Source organism: Caballeronia sp. INDeC2 (genome assembly GCF_023631325.1).
In the GTDB taxonomy this organism is placed as follows: domain Bacteria; phylum Pseudomonadota; class Gammaproteobacteria; order Burkholderiales; family Burkholderiaceae; genus Caballeronia.
Genome location: NZ_JALQDG010000033.1, coordinates 39,011 through 54,015 on the forward strand (window position 1 = coordinate 39,011; position 15,005 = coordinate 54,015).

The 15,005-nt window shown below is 60.7% G+C and carries 14 protein-coding genes and 1 pseudogene; 9 read left to right on the forward strand and 6 right to left on the reverse strand.

All coding sequences use genetic code 11. From position 1 onward, the window contains the following. The first annotated feature begins 26 nt into the window (after positions 1-26). Positions 27-722: a GntR family transcriptional regulator gene (locus NCS28_RS22125; protein ID WP_250515918.1), complete on the forward strand. Its 696-nt coding sequence runs from the start codon at positions 27-29 to the stop codon at positions 720-722. Here the strand turns inward: NCS28_RS22125 and NCS28_RS22130 are convergent, their stop codons facing one another. After that, positions 723-1,217 (reverse strand): universal stress protein, encoded by a 495-nt coding sequence (locus tag NCS28_RS22130; protein WP_250515919.1) that lies wholly within the window; start codon positions 1,215-1,217, stop codon positions 723-725. It lies immediately after the preceding gene. A gap of 159 nt (positions 1,218-1,376) precedes the next feature. On the opposite strand from NCS28_RS22130, the gene NCS28_RS22135 reads away from it, so the two are divergent. From NCS28_RS22135 to NCS28_RS22160, 6 genes are all read left to right on the forward strand, one after another. Then, positions 1,377-2,645, forward strand: a complete 1,269-nt coding sequence (locus NCS28_RS22135; protein ID WP_250515920.1) for a LysR family transcriptional regulator — start codon at positions 1,377-1,379, stop codon at positions 2,643-2,645. 63 nt (positions 2,646-2,708) lie between these two features. Further along, the gene (locus NCS28_RS22140; RefSeq protein WP_250515921.1) at positions 2,709-3,374 is read left to right on the forward strand and encodes an O-methyltransferase; all 666 of its coding nucleotides are present in this window, start codon (positions 2,709-2,711) and stop codon (positions 3,372-3,374) included. A gap of 89 nt (positions 3,375-3,463) precedes the next feature. Then, positions 3,464-3,934: an anti-sigma factor gene (locus NCS28_RS22145; protein WP_250515922.1), complete on the forward strand. Its 471-nt coding sequence runs from the start codon at positions 3,464-3,466 to the stop codon at positions 3,932-3,934. Position 3,935: 1 nt separating this feature from the next. Further along, entirely contained in the window at positions 3,936-4,457 is a 522-nt protein-coding gene (locus NCS28_RS22150) for an RNA polymerase sigma factor (protein WP_250515923.1), read from the forward strand. Beyond that, on the forward strand, positions 4,454-5,281 hold the full coding sequence (locus NCS28_RS22155; protein ID WP_250515924.1) for an anti-sigma factor family protein: 828 nt from the start codon (positions 4,454-4,456) through the stop codon (positions 5,279-5,281). Before NCS28_RS22150 ends, NCS28_RS22155 begins: the two co-directional genes overlap by 4 nt. Before the next feature lie 307 nt (positions 5,282-5,588). Further along, a complete protein-coding gene (locus tag NCS28_RS22160) occupies positions 5,589-6,416 on the forward strand; it encodes an alpha/beta fold hydrolase (RefSeq protein WP_250515925.1) in 828 nt (275 codons plus the stop codon). A gap of 1 nt (position 6,417) precedes the next feature. Here NCS28_RS22160 and NCS28_RS22165 read toward each other — a convergent pair whose 3' ends face one another. The 3 genes from NCS28_RS22165 to NCS28_RS22175 form a co-directional block, all read right to left on the reverse strand. Then, positions 6,418-7,272, reverse strand: coding sequence for a polysaccharide deacetylase family protein (locus NCS28_RS22165; RefSeq protein ID WP_250515926.1), 855 nt, complete (start codon positions 7,270-7,272; stop codon positions 6,418-6,420). Beyond that, positions 7,269-8,354: a glycosyltransferase gene (locus NCS28_RS22170; protein ID WP_284505520.1), complete on the reverse strand. Its 1,086-nt coding sequence runs from the start codon at positions 8,352-8,354 to the stop codon at positions 7,269-7,271. The genes NCS28_RS22165 and NCS28_RS22170 overlap by 4 nt, the downstream gene beginning before the upstream one ends. 587 nt (positions 8,355-8,941) lie before the next feature. Continuing rightward, a complete protein-coding gene (locus tag NCS28_RS22175) occupies positions 8,942-9,697 on the reverse strand; it encodes a FadR/GntR family transcriptional regulator (protein ID WP_250515928.1) in 756 nt (251 codons plus the stop codon). A 575-nt stretch (positions 9,698-10,272) separates the two neighbouring features. On the opposite strand from NCS28_RS22175, the gene NCS28_RS22180 reads away from it, so the two are divergent. Together NCS28_RS22180 and NCS28_RS22185 are read left to right on the forward strand one after the other, a co-directional pair. Continuing rightward, complete coding sequence (locus NCS28_RS22180; RefSeq protein WP_250515929.1) at positions 10,273-10,725, forward strand: hypothetical protein; 453 nt, start codon at positions 10,273-10,275, stop codon at positions 10,723-10,725. A 346-nt stretch (positions 10,726-11,071) separates the two neighbouring features. Beyond that, positions 11,072-13,756 (forward strand): excinuclease ABC subunit UvrA, encoded by a 2,685-nt coding sequence (locus NCS28_RS22185; RefSeq protein WP_250515930.1) that lies wholly within the window; start codon positions 11,072-11,074, stop codon positions 13,754-13,756. Here NCS28_RS22185 and NCS28_RS22190 read toward each other — a convergent pair. Together NCS28_RS22190 and NCS28_RS22195 are read right to left on the reverse strand one after the other, a co-directional pair. Continuing rightward, positions 13,736-14,219, reverse strand: a pseudogene (locus NCS28_RS22190) (HD domain-containing protein). The gene NCS28_RS22185 and the pseudogene NCS28_RS22190 sit on opposite strands and share 21 nt — an antisense overlap. Positions 14,220-14,276: 57 nt before the next feature. Further along, the gene (locus tag NCS28_RS22195) at positions 14,277-14,927 is read right to left on the reverse strand and encodes a YdcF family protein (RefSeq protein WP_250515931.1); all 651 of its coding nucleotides are present in this window, start codon (positions 14,925-14,927) and stop codon (positions 14,277-14,279) included. Positions 14,928-15,005: the final 78 nt, after the last annotated feature.

Here is a 15,005-nt window from a genome sequence, read left to right on the forward strand (position 1 = left end):
ACGGCAACGTTTTCGGAATGCCCACAATGGCTCCAGCCCGGCCCGCCGAAGCGATCAGCAAACCGCGCGAGAAATCGACCGACACGGTCTATCAAGCGCTGCGCGAAAAGATACTCAGCAATGAACTGCGCCCCGGCACGCAGATGCTCGAACAGGAACTCGTAGCGTTGTTCGGCGTGAGCCGCACGCCGGTGCGCGAGGCGCTCATCCGTCTGCAAAACGAGCGTCTCGTGCAGATCATTCCGCGTCACGGCATGCGCGTGCGCAATGTGTCGATGGGGGATATCGAAGAAGTCTTTCAAGTACAGACGAGTCTCGAAGCCACAGCGGCCGCGACCGTCGCGGCGCGCAAGCCGGCCGCAAGAGAACTGAAAGCGCTCGAAAAAACATGTATGGAAATGGATCGCGCGTTCGCAAAAAACGATCGCGATGCGTGGTCGGCCGCGCGTGAAGCGTTCTATGCGCGGCTCGTCGAACTGAGCGACAACCCGCGCCTCACGCAGATCGTCGGCGAATGCGAGGATCAGGTGCGTCGTGTGCGTGAATTGACGCTGCGGCTTATCGAACTCGACGAATCGCAAGCGCAGGATCTGCACGCGATCGTCGATGCATTGCGGCAAGGCGATGTGTCGTCGGCCCAAGCTTTATGTCGCAAGAATCGCGCTCGCAATCTTCAGACGCAAATCGAAGCATTGCAACGCTTCAGGATTCTCGACGTTTGATCACGAAGCTTGCAAGGCTGTCTCGCGCAAGTCGGTCACACGCACCTTATCCGCGACAGATGCGTTAGCGATCAACACTTCACGATTCGTACGGCGGCACACCACGGTACGCACGTGGTTCACGCCCAGGTGGAAGCGTCCGCGCTTTCTCGCGCCGAGCACAATCAGATCGGCATTGAGACGATCGGCTTCATCGGCGATCACACGCCCGATGTTGCGGCCGTCTTCGGGCAATCTGCGCGTTTGCCAGTCCGCGTCGATACCCGCGCGCCCAAGCATCTTTTCGCTGCTGCGGCGAATCACGAGCGCGAGCTGATTCACGAGCGCGGGCATGTCGGAAAGACATTCCATCTGCCAGCCCGCCCACGACGGAACCGAATCGATCACGTGCAGCACGGTCAAACGCGCATTGCTATCGCGCGCCCGCGCTATGGCGGCAGACAAGGCGGCTTCGCTGAAGCTCGGTCCTACGGCGACAAGGATATGTTGGTACATGGCGCAACCCTCCGATCATTGAAGAGCGCCGTTCTAGGCGCCTGTCATTCGATTCCATGACGTCATGATCCGCGCCGATAATTAGCGGAAACTGAGCGCCCGCTTCAAGGCGTTACGATGCGATAAATCAAACTGATAGCCTCCATTCACTTTTCACACATGGACAATCGCGAACTGCTCAACCTCGCGTACTTGCGCGCGTTTCGTCTCGTCGCGCAGACAGGCAGCGCCACGCGGGCTGCTGCCGCGCTATTCCGCGCGCAATCGGCAGTCACGCGTTCGCTGCAAGAACTCGAAGCGGCGGTAGGCGAGACCTTGCTGGAGCGCCGTCCGTCGGGCATGTTGCCGACGCCCGCGGGGCGCGCCGTGCTGTTGCGCTGTCAACGCATATTCGCGGAACTGGAAGAACTGGCGCACTGGTGCGCGACGCGGCAATCGCGCCGCCGCACCGCGATGAGCGACGCGCTTCCCGCCTTTCTGCTCAACACACGGCGGCTGCAATTGTTCTCCGCGCTCGCGCGACATCGTCATATGCCGAGCGCGGCGCAGACATTGGGCCTCAGTCAGCCGGCGGTCAGCAGCGCGATACGCATCATGGAAACGGGCTCGGGCATGCAACTGTTTTATCGCAGTCCGCGCGGACTGCTGCTCACGAGCGAAGGCGAAACATTCGTCCTGCGTGTGCGCCGCGCGCTGAACGAACTGCGCCACATCCCCGATGATCTCGCGGCATTGCGGGGCACGATTCAGGGCTATGTCACGGTCGGCGCGCTGCCGCTCGGCAGAACGCTTATTCTGCCGGGAGCGATCGCGCGCGTGGCCGTGCAATATCCGGGCGTGCGCATCGTGACCGACGAGAGCGCCTATGAAACGCTCGTCGCAGGACTGCGCGCGGGCGATATCGACTTCGTGCTCGGCGCACTGCGTCAAAACGATGCGTCGAGCGGACTGGTGAACGAGCGCATGATGTCGGAAGATATCGTCGTGCTCGCGCGTCGCGGGCATCCGCTTGCGAATGAAAGCGGCTTGACGCTGAAGGATCTGATCGCCGCGCAATGGATCTTGCCGCGCAGTCAGGCGCCCGCGCGCGGCATGTTCGAGGCGCAGTTCAAACGCGGGAAGCTGAAGCCGCCGATGCCGACCGTCGAGACTGCCGACCTCGCCGTCATTCGCGGTCTCTTGATGCACACGGATATGCTCGCGGCCGTTTCGGCACAGCAATTGCACTACGAATGCGAGTCGGGTCAGCTCGTCGTGATAGACATTCCTCTACACAACACGCGGCGTGAAATCGGCCTTACGATGCGCGCAGGCGGCACGCCATCGCCGGCGGCACGTGCGTTGATCGATGCAATCCGCTTGACCGTCGATCAGCTCGGGCATGAGTTGCGCCGTGAATCGCGCGGCTTCGTCAACACTATTGCCTGAATGTTCAAGGTTATCTGAATCGTTTATCGCCTGGCGCGATCACTGCAACGAAAGGGAGATGCAATGGACGAGCAGCAATGGATTGCGATGGACGAATACCTGTGCGATCGAACGCAAACGCCCGACGATGCGCTCGACGCAGCCCTGAAGTCCAGCAAGGAAGCGGGATTGCCCGCGATCAACGTCGCGCCGAATCAGGGCAAGCTGCTACAGATGCTCGCCCGTCTGCGTGGCGCGCGCCGCATTCTCGAACTCGGCACGCTCGGCGGATACAGCACGATTTGGCTCGCGCGCGCCCTGCCCGCCGATGGCACGCTGCTCACGCTCGAGGCCGTCGAGCATCATGCGGTTGTCGCGCGCAAGAATATCGACCGCGCGGGATTGTCGGGGTTGGTGTCGGTCATCGTGGGCGATGCGATCGATACACTCGAAGCATTCGTGCGCGATGGCATCCCTCCTTTCGATTTCATTTTTCTCGATGCCGACAAGCAAAGCTATCCCGCGTATCTGCAACTCGTGTTGCGTCTGAGCCGCCCGGGCACCGTGATCGTCGCGGATAACGTGATTCGTCAAGGCCGCGTCGCGAATGCGCGAAGCAGCGATCCGGACGTGATAGGCGTGCGAGCGTTCCTGGATATGCTCGCCGCAGACGCGCATGTTTCTTCTACGGCAATTCAGACGGTCGGCAGCAAGGGATGGGACGGATTCTCGCTTTCTATCGTCTCGTGACCGATTTTAAAATTTCCGCGACGCCGATGGAATAAACCGCTCGTCCGAAAGGTTAGCGCATCGAGAGCCTAGAAAATCGATGCACCGACATGGACGAGCCGCTTACCCGACGAGACATTCAAGCCTTCACAGACGGCGTGCGCGCTGAACAGGTCGCGTTTTATCGGCAGCGTGCATTCGATAACGCCGCATCGCATGAGATCGCGCGCCTACGTCCGTTGCAGCGCGTATTCGTCGGCTTGTGCGTTGCCTCGGCCGCCGCGGGCTGGTGCGCTGCAACGCACATCTCCGCCGATATGCTCGATTCAATCGCCGTCATGGCTTTGATGGAAAGCGCGAATCAGTGCGGCACGAGGGCGAGCCCGCTCATGTCGCACGATCCGCATTTCATCGGACTCACGCCGGTGGGCCTCGGACTGATCGCGACACGGACGCGGCGTGCGGGAACGCTCGTGCATATTGATGGCGGCAAGCGCTATGTGCTCGCGGGGCGCGCGAGCACTCACGGAATCATGCGCGCCGCCGACGCGTTGACGATGACGGCGCGAGAGGCGGAATAATATGCCGGACATCCGCGACGACTTGATGGAACACATCCCCAGGCTGCGCCGCTATGCACGCGCACTGTTGAACAATCGGGATATCGCCGACGATCTCGTGCAGGACACGATCGAGCGGGCCTTATCGCGCGCGCAAGGTTTCGAAGCGGGCACCGATCTGCGCGCATGGCTTTTCACCATCATGCATAACGTATTCGTGAATCAGGTGCGAAAGGCGTCGGCGCGCGCAGTTCATGTATCTATCGACGATGACGACATCGGCGAGCGCGAGTTCGCAACATCGGGCGGTCAGATGCGCTCACTCGAAGTGCGCGATCTCGACTACGCTTTGCAGCGACTGCCCGCCGAGCAACGTGAAGTCGTTCTGCTCATCGGGCTCGAAGAAATGAGCTACGCGGAAGTGGCGATTGCGCTCGACATTCCCATCGGCACAGTGATGTCACGCCTGTCGCGTGGACGCGAACGCCTGCGCGCGCTGATGGCAGGCACGCAACTCAGCACGAAGTTGAAGGTGGTGCGATGAACGATCAACAGACTCCCATCAGCGAAGAAGATCTGCACGCGTATGTCGACGGCGCGCTTTCGGCCGAGCGTCGCGAACAGGTCGAGCGCGCTGTCGAACTGAATCCCGCGCTGGCCGCGCGCGTGAGCGACTACTTTTCGCTCAATAACATGTTTCATGAGCGCTATGATCGCGTGCTCAACGAACCCATTCCCGCGCGCTTGCGCACGCTGAAAAAACCGCGTTGGTTCAGCGCGGCGAATTGGCCGCAAGTCGCGGGCATGGCGGCCGCGCTCGTGTTGGGCATTGGCATCGGCACGAACATGGGCCGCGATACGGTGTCGCTTCCGGGTACGAACGCATCGATTGCGTCGAACGCACGTGACGTGAGCGCCGAAGGCATGGAAGGCATGGCGCGTCAGGCCGCGATCGCGCATGTCGTGTATATGCCAGCTGTCGATCGTCCCGACGATATCGGCAAGGACCGCGATCAGGACTTCGTTCAATATCTTTCGAACAAGCTCGGCACCGAGGTGCATCCGCCACTGCTCACGAAAAGCGGCTTCGAGCTGATGGGCGGACGCATTCTGCCCGGCGAAAACGGCCCCACCGCGCAATTCATGTATCGCGACGCCAAAGGCGAACGCGTCACGCTCTGCATCTCGCATCGCAAGACAAGCACGACCACCACTGCATTCAAGCTGTATCAGGACGGGCCCGTGAGCGTTTTTTACTGGATCGATGGCGATTTCGGCTATGCGGTATCAGGTGGCATCGATCGCAATGTGATGCTCGAACTCGCGCACGATGTCTATGCACAACTGACGCCATCGACGCCGGGCTGATTGCCTACGCGGAAGTTATCTCTTGTCTCGAAGATCACCGTCGCACTATGGAGGATAGTGCGCAGATGATGCTTCAACGTGACCTTGCCGACAAACAAACGTCCGTGCGGCACGACACAAGATAATGATCGTCGTGCTGCGTCAGTTATTCGTAAGGAGCTCGCTGCACTGCAACCCAGAGTCATCGTGACGCCAGAGAAAAAAATGTGGCGGTATGAACGCAAATGACGGATGCGACCGTTGTGTTTCATCGGCGCGCGCGTCGTCTGATAATCTTTAGCGCTTCAAGCTCAGCTTCCGCATACACATGACCGAACCAGCAACGAGTATCGATACAACGTCTTTCATCGAACTGAACGGCGGCGCTTATCCTGTACGCATCGAATATCAGTGGTTGAATCCTGAACGCGTCGATGCCCCCATCGCGTTGTTCCTGCATGAAGGGCTGGGGTCGGTCGCGCTATGGAAAGGCTGGCCGCAGATGCTTTGCGATCGCCTGAACTGTCGGGGCCTCGCTTATTCAAGGCCAGGTTATGGGCGCTCCACGCCACGCCAGACAGGCGAACGCTGGCCGGTCAAGTTTCTGCATTTACAGGCGCACCAGGTACTGCCTGCATTGCTCGATGCGCTCGGCTTAGACGCTGAAGAACGCTCCCGCATGTGGCTCATCGGGCATAGCGACGGCGGCACGATCGCCCTGCTCTATGCGAGCGAGTTTCCCGAAGCGCTTGCCGGTCTCGCCATCATGGCGCCGCATGTGTTCGTTGAACCGATGACGGTTGAAGGCATCGAAAAAGCCCGCAACACCTATGAAACAACGTCGTTCAGAGACAAGCTACAGGCTTATCACGACGATGCAGATTCGGCCTTCTACGGATGGAACGATGCATGGCTGAATCCCGCGTTTCTGCATTGGGACATCACTGAAGAAATAGCATCGATAAAGCGGCCGTTGCTCGCCATTCAAGGCTATGACGACGAATATGCATCGATGCGGCAACTCGACAAGATCAAGGCGGCTGTCGATCACGCGCAACTCGTCAAGCTGACGAAGTGCCGGCACTCACCACATCGCGATGCGACCGATGAAGTGAACGATGCGATCGCCGCTTTCGTGCGCGCGCATCGAGATTGAATCAACGCTTGATCTTCAGATAGGCGCGACTGATCGCGGGCCGTGTATGCACCCACAAGCGCGAGGCTAGCCATGAGGCGGAACGGTCGCGCACTTCCAGTCGTTTGACCGTGCGTTCCGCATCAATGGATGCATTGCGATCGAAGTGATTTGCTCCGACATTCGTCCCCGTATGGCACGTATAGAATTGCCTGAAGCCCGCGTCAAGCGCCACTTCGCGATAGTCGTCATCGTAATAGCCTTGTGGCCAGCACAGATGATCGGACACTTCGCCGAGACGCGCGCGCAATGCGGCACGCGAGGCGCTAAGATCGTCTTGAAGGCGCTTGCGTTTCTCATCGGACGATGCCGTGACCTGATCCCAGCGCACATGCGTATGCGTGTGGCTATGAAACTCGAACGTGCCGGCTTCACGCATCGCTTCGATTTCGGACCAGCGCAAGATCACATCGTCGACGCTTCCGTTCTCGATGGCATGCTCACCCGCGTGATGATCGAGCAAACGCGGAAGGGCCGAGGGTGCATTCGATGCATTCGGACGCACGCCGCCTTCGCCGGGCCAGCTACTCACGAGAAAACATAGTGCCATGAAGCCGTGGCGTTTCAATACCGGATGCGCATGCACCCAGTTGTCGAGATAGCCATCGTCGAAAGTTATGACAATCGATTTCGCGGGCACGTCGTCGCCATTCAGGAAAGCAGCGAGTTGCGCCGAGCCGATCGTGCGATAACCCGCGCTTGCAAGGTAGTCCATTTGCGCGGCGAAGTTATCGGGCGTCACGGTGATCATGCCGGGCGACGTGCTGACGTGGTGATACATCAGCACGGGAACGGCGCGTGCCTGCTTGGCGCTCATCTGCGATAGCCCCGCTCGTGCAATGCGCACCGATAGAAGTGCGCCGTTTCGTGCGCCATGTCGCCCACCGTGAAGCCGCGTTCGGTGATGCGTCGGCCTTCGTCCCGCAGCCGCTGGCGTAAAGCGGGATCGTCGATCATGCGTGCGATCGCGCCACGCAATGCAACCGGATCATGCGGTGCCACGAGCAGTCCATTCACGTTGTCTTCGATGAGTTCGGGCACGCCATCGACACGCGTGCCGATGACCGGCAAGCCCGCCGCCATCGCTTCGATAAACGCCTGGCCAAGCGCTTCCTGATGCGTGGGCAGCACGAAGAGATCGGAACCGCGAAAGATGTTGGGGATATCGGTGCGAAAGCCCAGCAAATGAATTCGATTCGCGAGACCAAGGCTATCGACGATAGCTTTGATGTTATCGAAGCGCGGACCATCGCCCGCCATCACGACATGCAAGTCGGGATGCGTATCGACCAGCGGACGCACCGCGGCAATCAGATCTTCATGCCCTTTCTTGTCGCGCATGATCGCGACCATGCAGGCGACGAACGCATCCGGTGCGAGACCGAGTTCCTCGCGTAGCGTCGAATGCGCGACGGCCTGCGGCCGTGGGATGCCGTCATAGATCGTCTGCACGCGCTTTTCCGCGACGCCCGCTGAAATCAGATAGCGGCGCACGTAATGGCTCACCGCGATAACGCGGTGCGGAATCCACGTATAAGTCGCGAGCGAAGATATGGGCAGTGCGAGATGTCGCGTACGCACGATGAGCGGCGTGCCTGCCAGCCTTCCTGCCGTGCCGGCGACGAGACTGTCGTGACCGCTATGCGTGTTGAGAACGTCGAATGCGCGACGGCGCAACAGCGCCTTGATACGCAGCATCGATTGCATATCGCCGCCGCTGCGCATGCGCGCGTGATGAACGGCGAATCCGAGTTCAGCGCAATGCTGCCCGATGCGCGCATCGCTCGGGCAAATCAGCTCGACGGTATGACCGCTTTCTCGGAGTGCGACCATTTCCTTCAAAGTGCGAATCTCTTGCCCGCCCCATCCCTTTGAGGACTCGCTATGTAAGATCTTCAAACGCTGGTCTCCACAATCCCGGCATTGAGGCGGGAAATATTTGGTAATAATTCGAATACCTTTCCACCCTTGGTAATTCGTAAAGAAAAAGCAAGGGAATTAGAAGCGAAGCCTCGAATGAGGCTTATCGAAAAGAAATGCAGGACTCGCAAGCGCAATGAATGCGCATTTGCTGGCGGGCTTTACATGACCAATCGTCGTTCCGCTTCGAGGTCGATGGACATGTTCGGCAAAGCGACCTGATGACCTGATGGGCTAACGGCTGAGGTAGCAAGTTGGTTGACGCGTAGCTGGCGGTTTTGTCAGCTTGGGGCTATGCGATCTTAGCGTGAGTGCGCGTCGATTGTCATTAAACCTTTTCCGTGCGCGCGCTTACGAGAGCGCTAAGAATTCCTATGCGACGCGCAAACGTTTGCTTTGCGTCGTTAGAATTAATAGCCATGGACAGTCTCTAGACAATGCTTGCAGGCGCACTTGCAACAGCGCGTTGAGGTAAGGCTTACCGCTGGCGTGGATCAAAGCCCGGCGTCGATTAAAACAGCGCAAATGAACGCGTTATTCATTCGATCTCTTTCAGCCGATCGCAGTCAACCCGCGTCCTGCGCCTTTACCGACGCTTCCTGCGCCCGCCGCAACCGTTCACGACTATTCGAGAGATGCATGCGCATCGCTGCGCGCGCCGCCTCGGGATCGCGACGCTCGATGGCATCGTAGATATCTTCGTGCTCGCGATTCACGCGATCGAGGTAGCCGGCCGGATCGTTGTGCGCGAGCGCCGCCGAATTGACGCGCGTGCGCGGGATGATGGTATTCCCGAGCTGGCTCAGGATGCTGTGGAAGTAACGATTTCCCGTAGCCTTCGCGAGCTCGAGATGAAACGCGACATCGGCAGCGACCGCGTTGCCCTCGCCCGCTTCGATGAGCCGCTCGAAGTCGTCGAGCGCGCGACGCATATGCGCGAGATTTTCATCGGTACGGCGCACGGCGGCAAGGCCCGCCGCCTCCGCTTCGAGGCTGATGCGCAGTTCGAGAATCGCCATCACGTCGCGCACCGTAAGTTCGCCCGCGGCTTCGATCTGGAAACGGTCTTGGTCGGTCGCTTCGAGTACGAACGTGCCGATGCCGTGCCGCGTCTGCACGAGGCGCGCAGCCTGTAGTCGCGAGATGGACTCGCGCACGACCGTACGGCTTACGCCGAGCTGCGCCATGATTTCCGATTCCGTCGGCAGCTTGTCGCCAGGTCGAAGCGCGCCGCTGCGAATCCGCTCCGACAACTCGGCAACGACTTCCTCGGTGAGATTGCGGGAGCGGCGAAGCGCGCCGGACGCCAGGGCTTGTGACATTGAAAGGCCATCTTTGTATGCTCGATTGGCCATTATAGGGCGCGTCACAGCTTGTACGATGACTATTGAATTCGGCATGCAATGTACCGCGTTGCTTCGCCGACCTTAGATGCAGAATTCGCTTCAGTGAGCGAGGAAAAGCCATTTTGGCGTGGGCGTTCTTGAAGCCGCCATCGACGTGATGGAAAACCCCATCAAAATCATGCGATTAGGGACAAAACAAAGCGTTGATAAACCGCCTGTTGCGGCGTAAAGTTCAAGTACCGCATGAAGTGAAACCTCGCCAGCCAGGCGGCATCAGTCGCGCGCCGGCGGCGTTATTTATCTGAAACAAGGCTCGCGAATCCATGCCGCATCCGTTGGATCCGCCATCATCTCGCGCAGTCGCGAGCCCGTCGCAGCGGTTCACCGGCCCGTCGCCGCGCGCGTCTATGCGATACCCCACGCGCCTTGCGCCTCTCGCGCGTCTCGTTCATCGATCAGGCGAAAGCCGGTGTACGTCCGTATTCACATTCGCGGATTTCGCAGCGATACTTGGGCGCAGCATCGAGGTTGGCAGGCAAGGAGACGAGCAAATGATGCGTGAAGTGACCGGAGCTTTTTACGGCTCGCGTAAGCTGGATGAAGCACTTGAAGACTTGCGCGCGGAAGGCATTGCGAGCGATCGCGTCCGCGTGGCGAGCATGAGCGGCTTCGCAGACTTCCATACCTCGCAAGTACAGAGCAACAACGCGCAGACGCAATGGATCGCGGCTGAGTACGCAGGCCACGGCGAGCATCTGGGCGTGGTCGACACGCACGACTATCCCTACGGTCTGGACGCTTCGAGCGACGACATCCTTCCCTCGTTCGGCGTTGACGGCGGCGATGCGGACCTGTCCTGCGGCGTCACGCGCGTAGTCGTGAGCATTCGCGACGAAGCGGAGATGCGCGCTGTGTGCGACATCTTCTCTCGCCTCGGCACCGACGACATCGACGTGGAAAGCGCCGGCGTCGCGGGCTTCGCCTTCTTCTTGTGCTTGAAGTGAAAGCCGCCCTGGCGCGTGCTGCCGGGCGCGGACGTGTTATCCCCGCCTGCGGTCGGTCCGGCCGTCGCCGCACCGTGGGCGTTGCCGCCGCCCGCTCCGCCATTGCCGTTGCCGCCTGACTGCGCCATCGCCACGCCTGTCACGCCTATCGTCGCGCCCGCTGTCAGCGCGATCAAAACCCTCAGTCCAGTTTTCCTCATTTTTCCCTCGTCAATTAATTCACTGCCGGTCGGCGTGCATTTCGCATGCAAGATGCCTAACGCAAAATGCCACTTGGTATATGGCATGCTGCATGCTCGCCCTCTCACTCCCGTTGCCGTGTCCGGCAGGAAAAGCTACCCCACTCATGGATGTCCGCAAAAACACCCGCAAGTCAGCCGAACACGACCATGCCGCGTCTGCATCGAGAGCAGGTTTCGTGCGCGTTCGCGGCGCGCGCGAACACAACCTGAAAAACGTCGATGTCGACGTGCCGCGCGATGCGCTGGTCGTCTTCACCGGCGTGTCCGGTTCAGGCAAATCGTCGCTTGCTTTCGGCACGCTCTACGCCGAGGCGCAGCGGCGCTATTTCGAATCGGTCGCGCCGTATGCGCGGCGGCTCATCGAACAAGTCGGCGTGCCGCAGGTGGACTCTATCGAGGGTTTGCCGCCCGCCGTCGCGCTTCAGCAGCAGCGCGGCGCACCGAATGCGCGTTCGTCGGTGGGCAGCGTGACGACGCTATCGAGCCTCCTGCGCATGCTGTATTCGCGCACCGGCAGCTACCCGCCGAAGCAGCCGATGCTCTACGCCGAAGACTTCTCGCCGAACACGGTCCAGGGCGCGTGCCCCGTCTGTCACGGCCTCGGGCGCGTCTACGAAGTCACGGAAAAGTCGATGGTGCCCGACGACTCGCTCACGATCCGCGAACGCGCCGTCGCAGCGTGGCCGCCCGCGTGGCACGGCCAGAATCTGCGGGACATTCTCGTCACGCTCGGCTATGACGTCGACACACCGTGGCGCGACTTGCCGAAGAAGGATCGCGACTGGATTCTCTTCACCGAAGAGCAGCCGACCGTGCCCGTGTATGCCGGCCTCACGCCGAAGGAAACGCAAGCCGCGTTGAAGCGCGGCGCCGAGCCGAGCTATCAGGGCACCTTCACCGGCGCGCGCCGCTACGTGTTGCATACCTTCGCGCACACGCAAAGCGCGCTCATGAAAAAACGCGTATCGCGCTTCATGGTCGGCAGCGATTGCCACACGTGTCACGGCAAGCGGCTCAAGAAGGAAGCGCTGTCGGTGACGTTCGCGGGGCTCGACATCGCCGAATTCGCGCGTCTTCCCCTAAGCCGTCTCGCGGATCTGCTCGCACCCATCGCACGCGGCGATTGGCCTGCTCAGGACGATGCACCGAGTACCGCGCTCGCAAAGAAAGACCGGATCGCGGCAACGGCGAAGCGCGTGGCGGCTGGCGGCTCGGCGCACAAGGCCGCGCCCGACGTGCGCCGTACGGCCAATCTCTCCGATGAGAAACGCGCCGCCGCCGAACGCATCGCGGCCGACTTGCTGGAACGGCTCGGCACGCTGATCGATTTGGGTCTGGGCTATCTGTCGCTCGATCGCGCGACGCCGACGCTCTCCTCCGGCGAACTGCAACGCCTGCGGCTCGCGACACAACTCGCGTCGCAACTTTTCGGCGTCGTGTACGTGCTCGACGAACCTTCAGCGGGCCTGCATCCCGCGGACAGCGAAGCGCTCTTTGCCGCGTTGCAGCGCCTCAAAGCCGCGGGCAATTCGCTCTTCGTCATCGAACACGATCTGAATACGATGCGGCGCGCGGACTGGCTCGTCGATGTCGGTCCAGCCGCGGGCGAACGCGGCGGACATGTGCTCTATAGCGGACCGCCGGAAGGTCTCGCATCGATCGAGGCATCGCAAACGCGCAAGCATCTCTTCGCGCCAGAACAGACGATCGAACGCATCGCGCGCGAGCCGCGCGGCTGGTTGCGGATCGAAGGCATCACGCGCAACAACCTGCATGGCATCGATGCCGCGTTTCCGCTCGGCGCCTTTACGACCGTCACCGGTATTTCGGGTTCGGGCAAGTCGAGCCTCGTCAGTCAGGCGTTGCCGGAGCTCATCGCGGAGCGTCTGGGCCGCTCACTCGACGACGCCGATGAAGACGAACAAGACCCGCTCTTCGCGCCGGCCGACGCATCGGCTGGCGGACGCATCGTCGAAGGCATGGAGACGATCCGTCGTCTCGTGCGCGTCGATCAGAAGCCGATCGGCCGCACGCCGCGCTCGAACCTCGCGACCTACACGGGTCTCTTCGATCACGTGCGCAAGCTGTTCGCGGATACGCCCGCTGCCCGGAAGCGCCGCTATGGCGCAGGACGCTTCTCCTTCAACGTCGCGCAAGGGCGCTGCCCGACATGCGAAGGCGAAGGCTTCGTCAGCGTCGAGCTGCTGTTTCTGCCGAGCGTCTACAGCTCATGCGCCACATGCCACGGCTCGCGTTACAACCCGCAGACGCTGGAGATCACATGGCGCGACAAGAACATCGCGGATGTGCTCGGCATGACCGTCGATACCGCATGCGAGTTCTTCGCCGATGAACCGAACGTGATGCGCGCGCTCGCCGTATTACGCGACATCGGCCTCGGTTATCTGCGGCTCGGGCAACCCGCGACGGAACTCTCGGGCGGCGAAGCGCAGCGCATCAAGCTCGCGACGGAACTGCAGCGCGCGCATCGTGGCGACACGCTCTATATCCTCGATGAACCCACGACAGGCCTGCACCCCGTCGATGTGGACCGGCTCATGGCGCAACTGCAAGGGCTCGTCGATGCGGGCAATACGGTAGTCGTCGTGGAGCATGACATGCGCGTCGCCGCGCTCTCGGACTGGGTGATCGATATCGGCCCGGGCGCGGGGGAGGATGGCGGCAAGATCGTCGTGACGGGCACGCCGCAACGCATTGCGGAACATGCCGCGAGCCGCACCGCGCGTTATCTGACGGAAGCGCTGGGATCAGGCCGCCGCGCGCCCTGAAGCGACGCCCTTTCGATACGTCTCGTCGAACGCGGCTTCGAGTCCGGTGCGCGCCGCGCAAACCATCGACGACACGCTTCGCCCAATCGAAGTATTCGCGCTTCCTCTCTTCGCTCCAGTTCGAGAGCGGCATGGCGAGAATATCGCGCAGATTGCAGATCTTGTCCGCACGCTTCACGAGTTGCGCGGCGTGACCGATATGCGCCGCATGCTCGATTTGCAGGCGCTTTCTTTCGCGCGTTCGGCAAGGACTTGTCGTCCGTCACTTCAGCGGCGATGTCCGCGACCTCCGCGCCAAACCATTGCACGAGTTCGTCGTGCTATATGGCCGCATCTTCGATCGTGTCGTGTAAAACGGCCCCGAGCAGCACGCGTTCGTCGTCGATGCCGCTTTCATTCGCGAGCGGTGCTGATTGCGATGCTTGTCCCCGGCAAACGCGATGGCCCGGGGCAGTCGATTCATTGAATGGTCTCCCTTGCGGGCAAAAAGAAGTATATGCGTCGCACAAACGACTCCATCTCAATACCAACCGATCCATCGCCACACATAGAAACGTGCGATACCGATCAGTTCATGCAGTGCGCTATTCGAATCGAACCATCCTTTCCGGCGCGGCAGCCACCACGTCAATGCGGGACGAATGTACGCGACCGCGGGCTGTGGATGCAAATCGAACGCATTGAACGCGAGCATCGCGCGACGCATATGCAGCGACGACGTAATCAGCACCGACGTGTCGTATTGCCGCGAGCGCAAGATTTTCTCGGAATTGCGTGCGTTCTCGTACGTATCGAGGCTCTTATCTTCGAGGATGAGATCCTTGCGCGCCACGCCGGCGCGAAGAAGCAAGTCGCCGTACACCTGCGCTTCGCTTTGCTCGTGATGCTGCGGATTGCCGCCGCTCACGATGACGAAGCAAGCCTTCTCCATCTCGACGCAGCGCTTATAAAGCGACGCCGCGAGATCGATACGCGTCGTCGCATCGCCTTTGGGCACGAGCCGCCGCTCACGATCATAAGACGTTCCGCCGCCGAGGACGACGATCGCCATGCGAGAGCCGAAGGTCGGCTCTTTCATCGAGGCATACGTGTCGTTCGCAAGCCGCACGAGCGAACCGGGAAGACAACTGCCAAGCAGCCAGAACACAACGCCCGTAACCAGCAGGATCATGCCGCGCCGTTTCTTCCACACGATGAACAGCGCAACGCATATCAACAGCAGAGATATCAGTATCAATTACCTTACCCC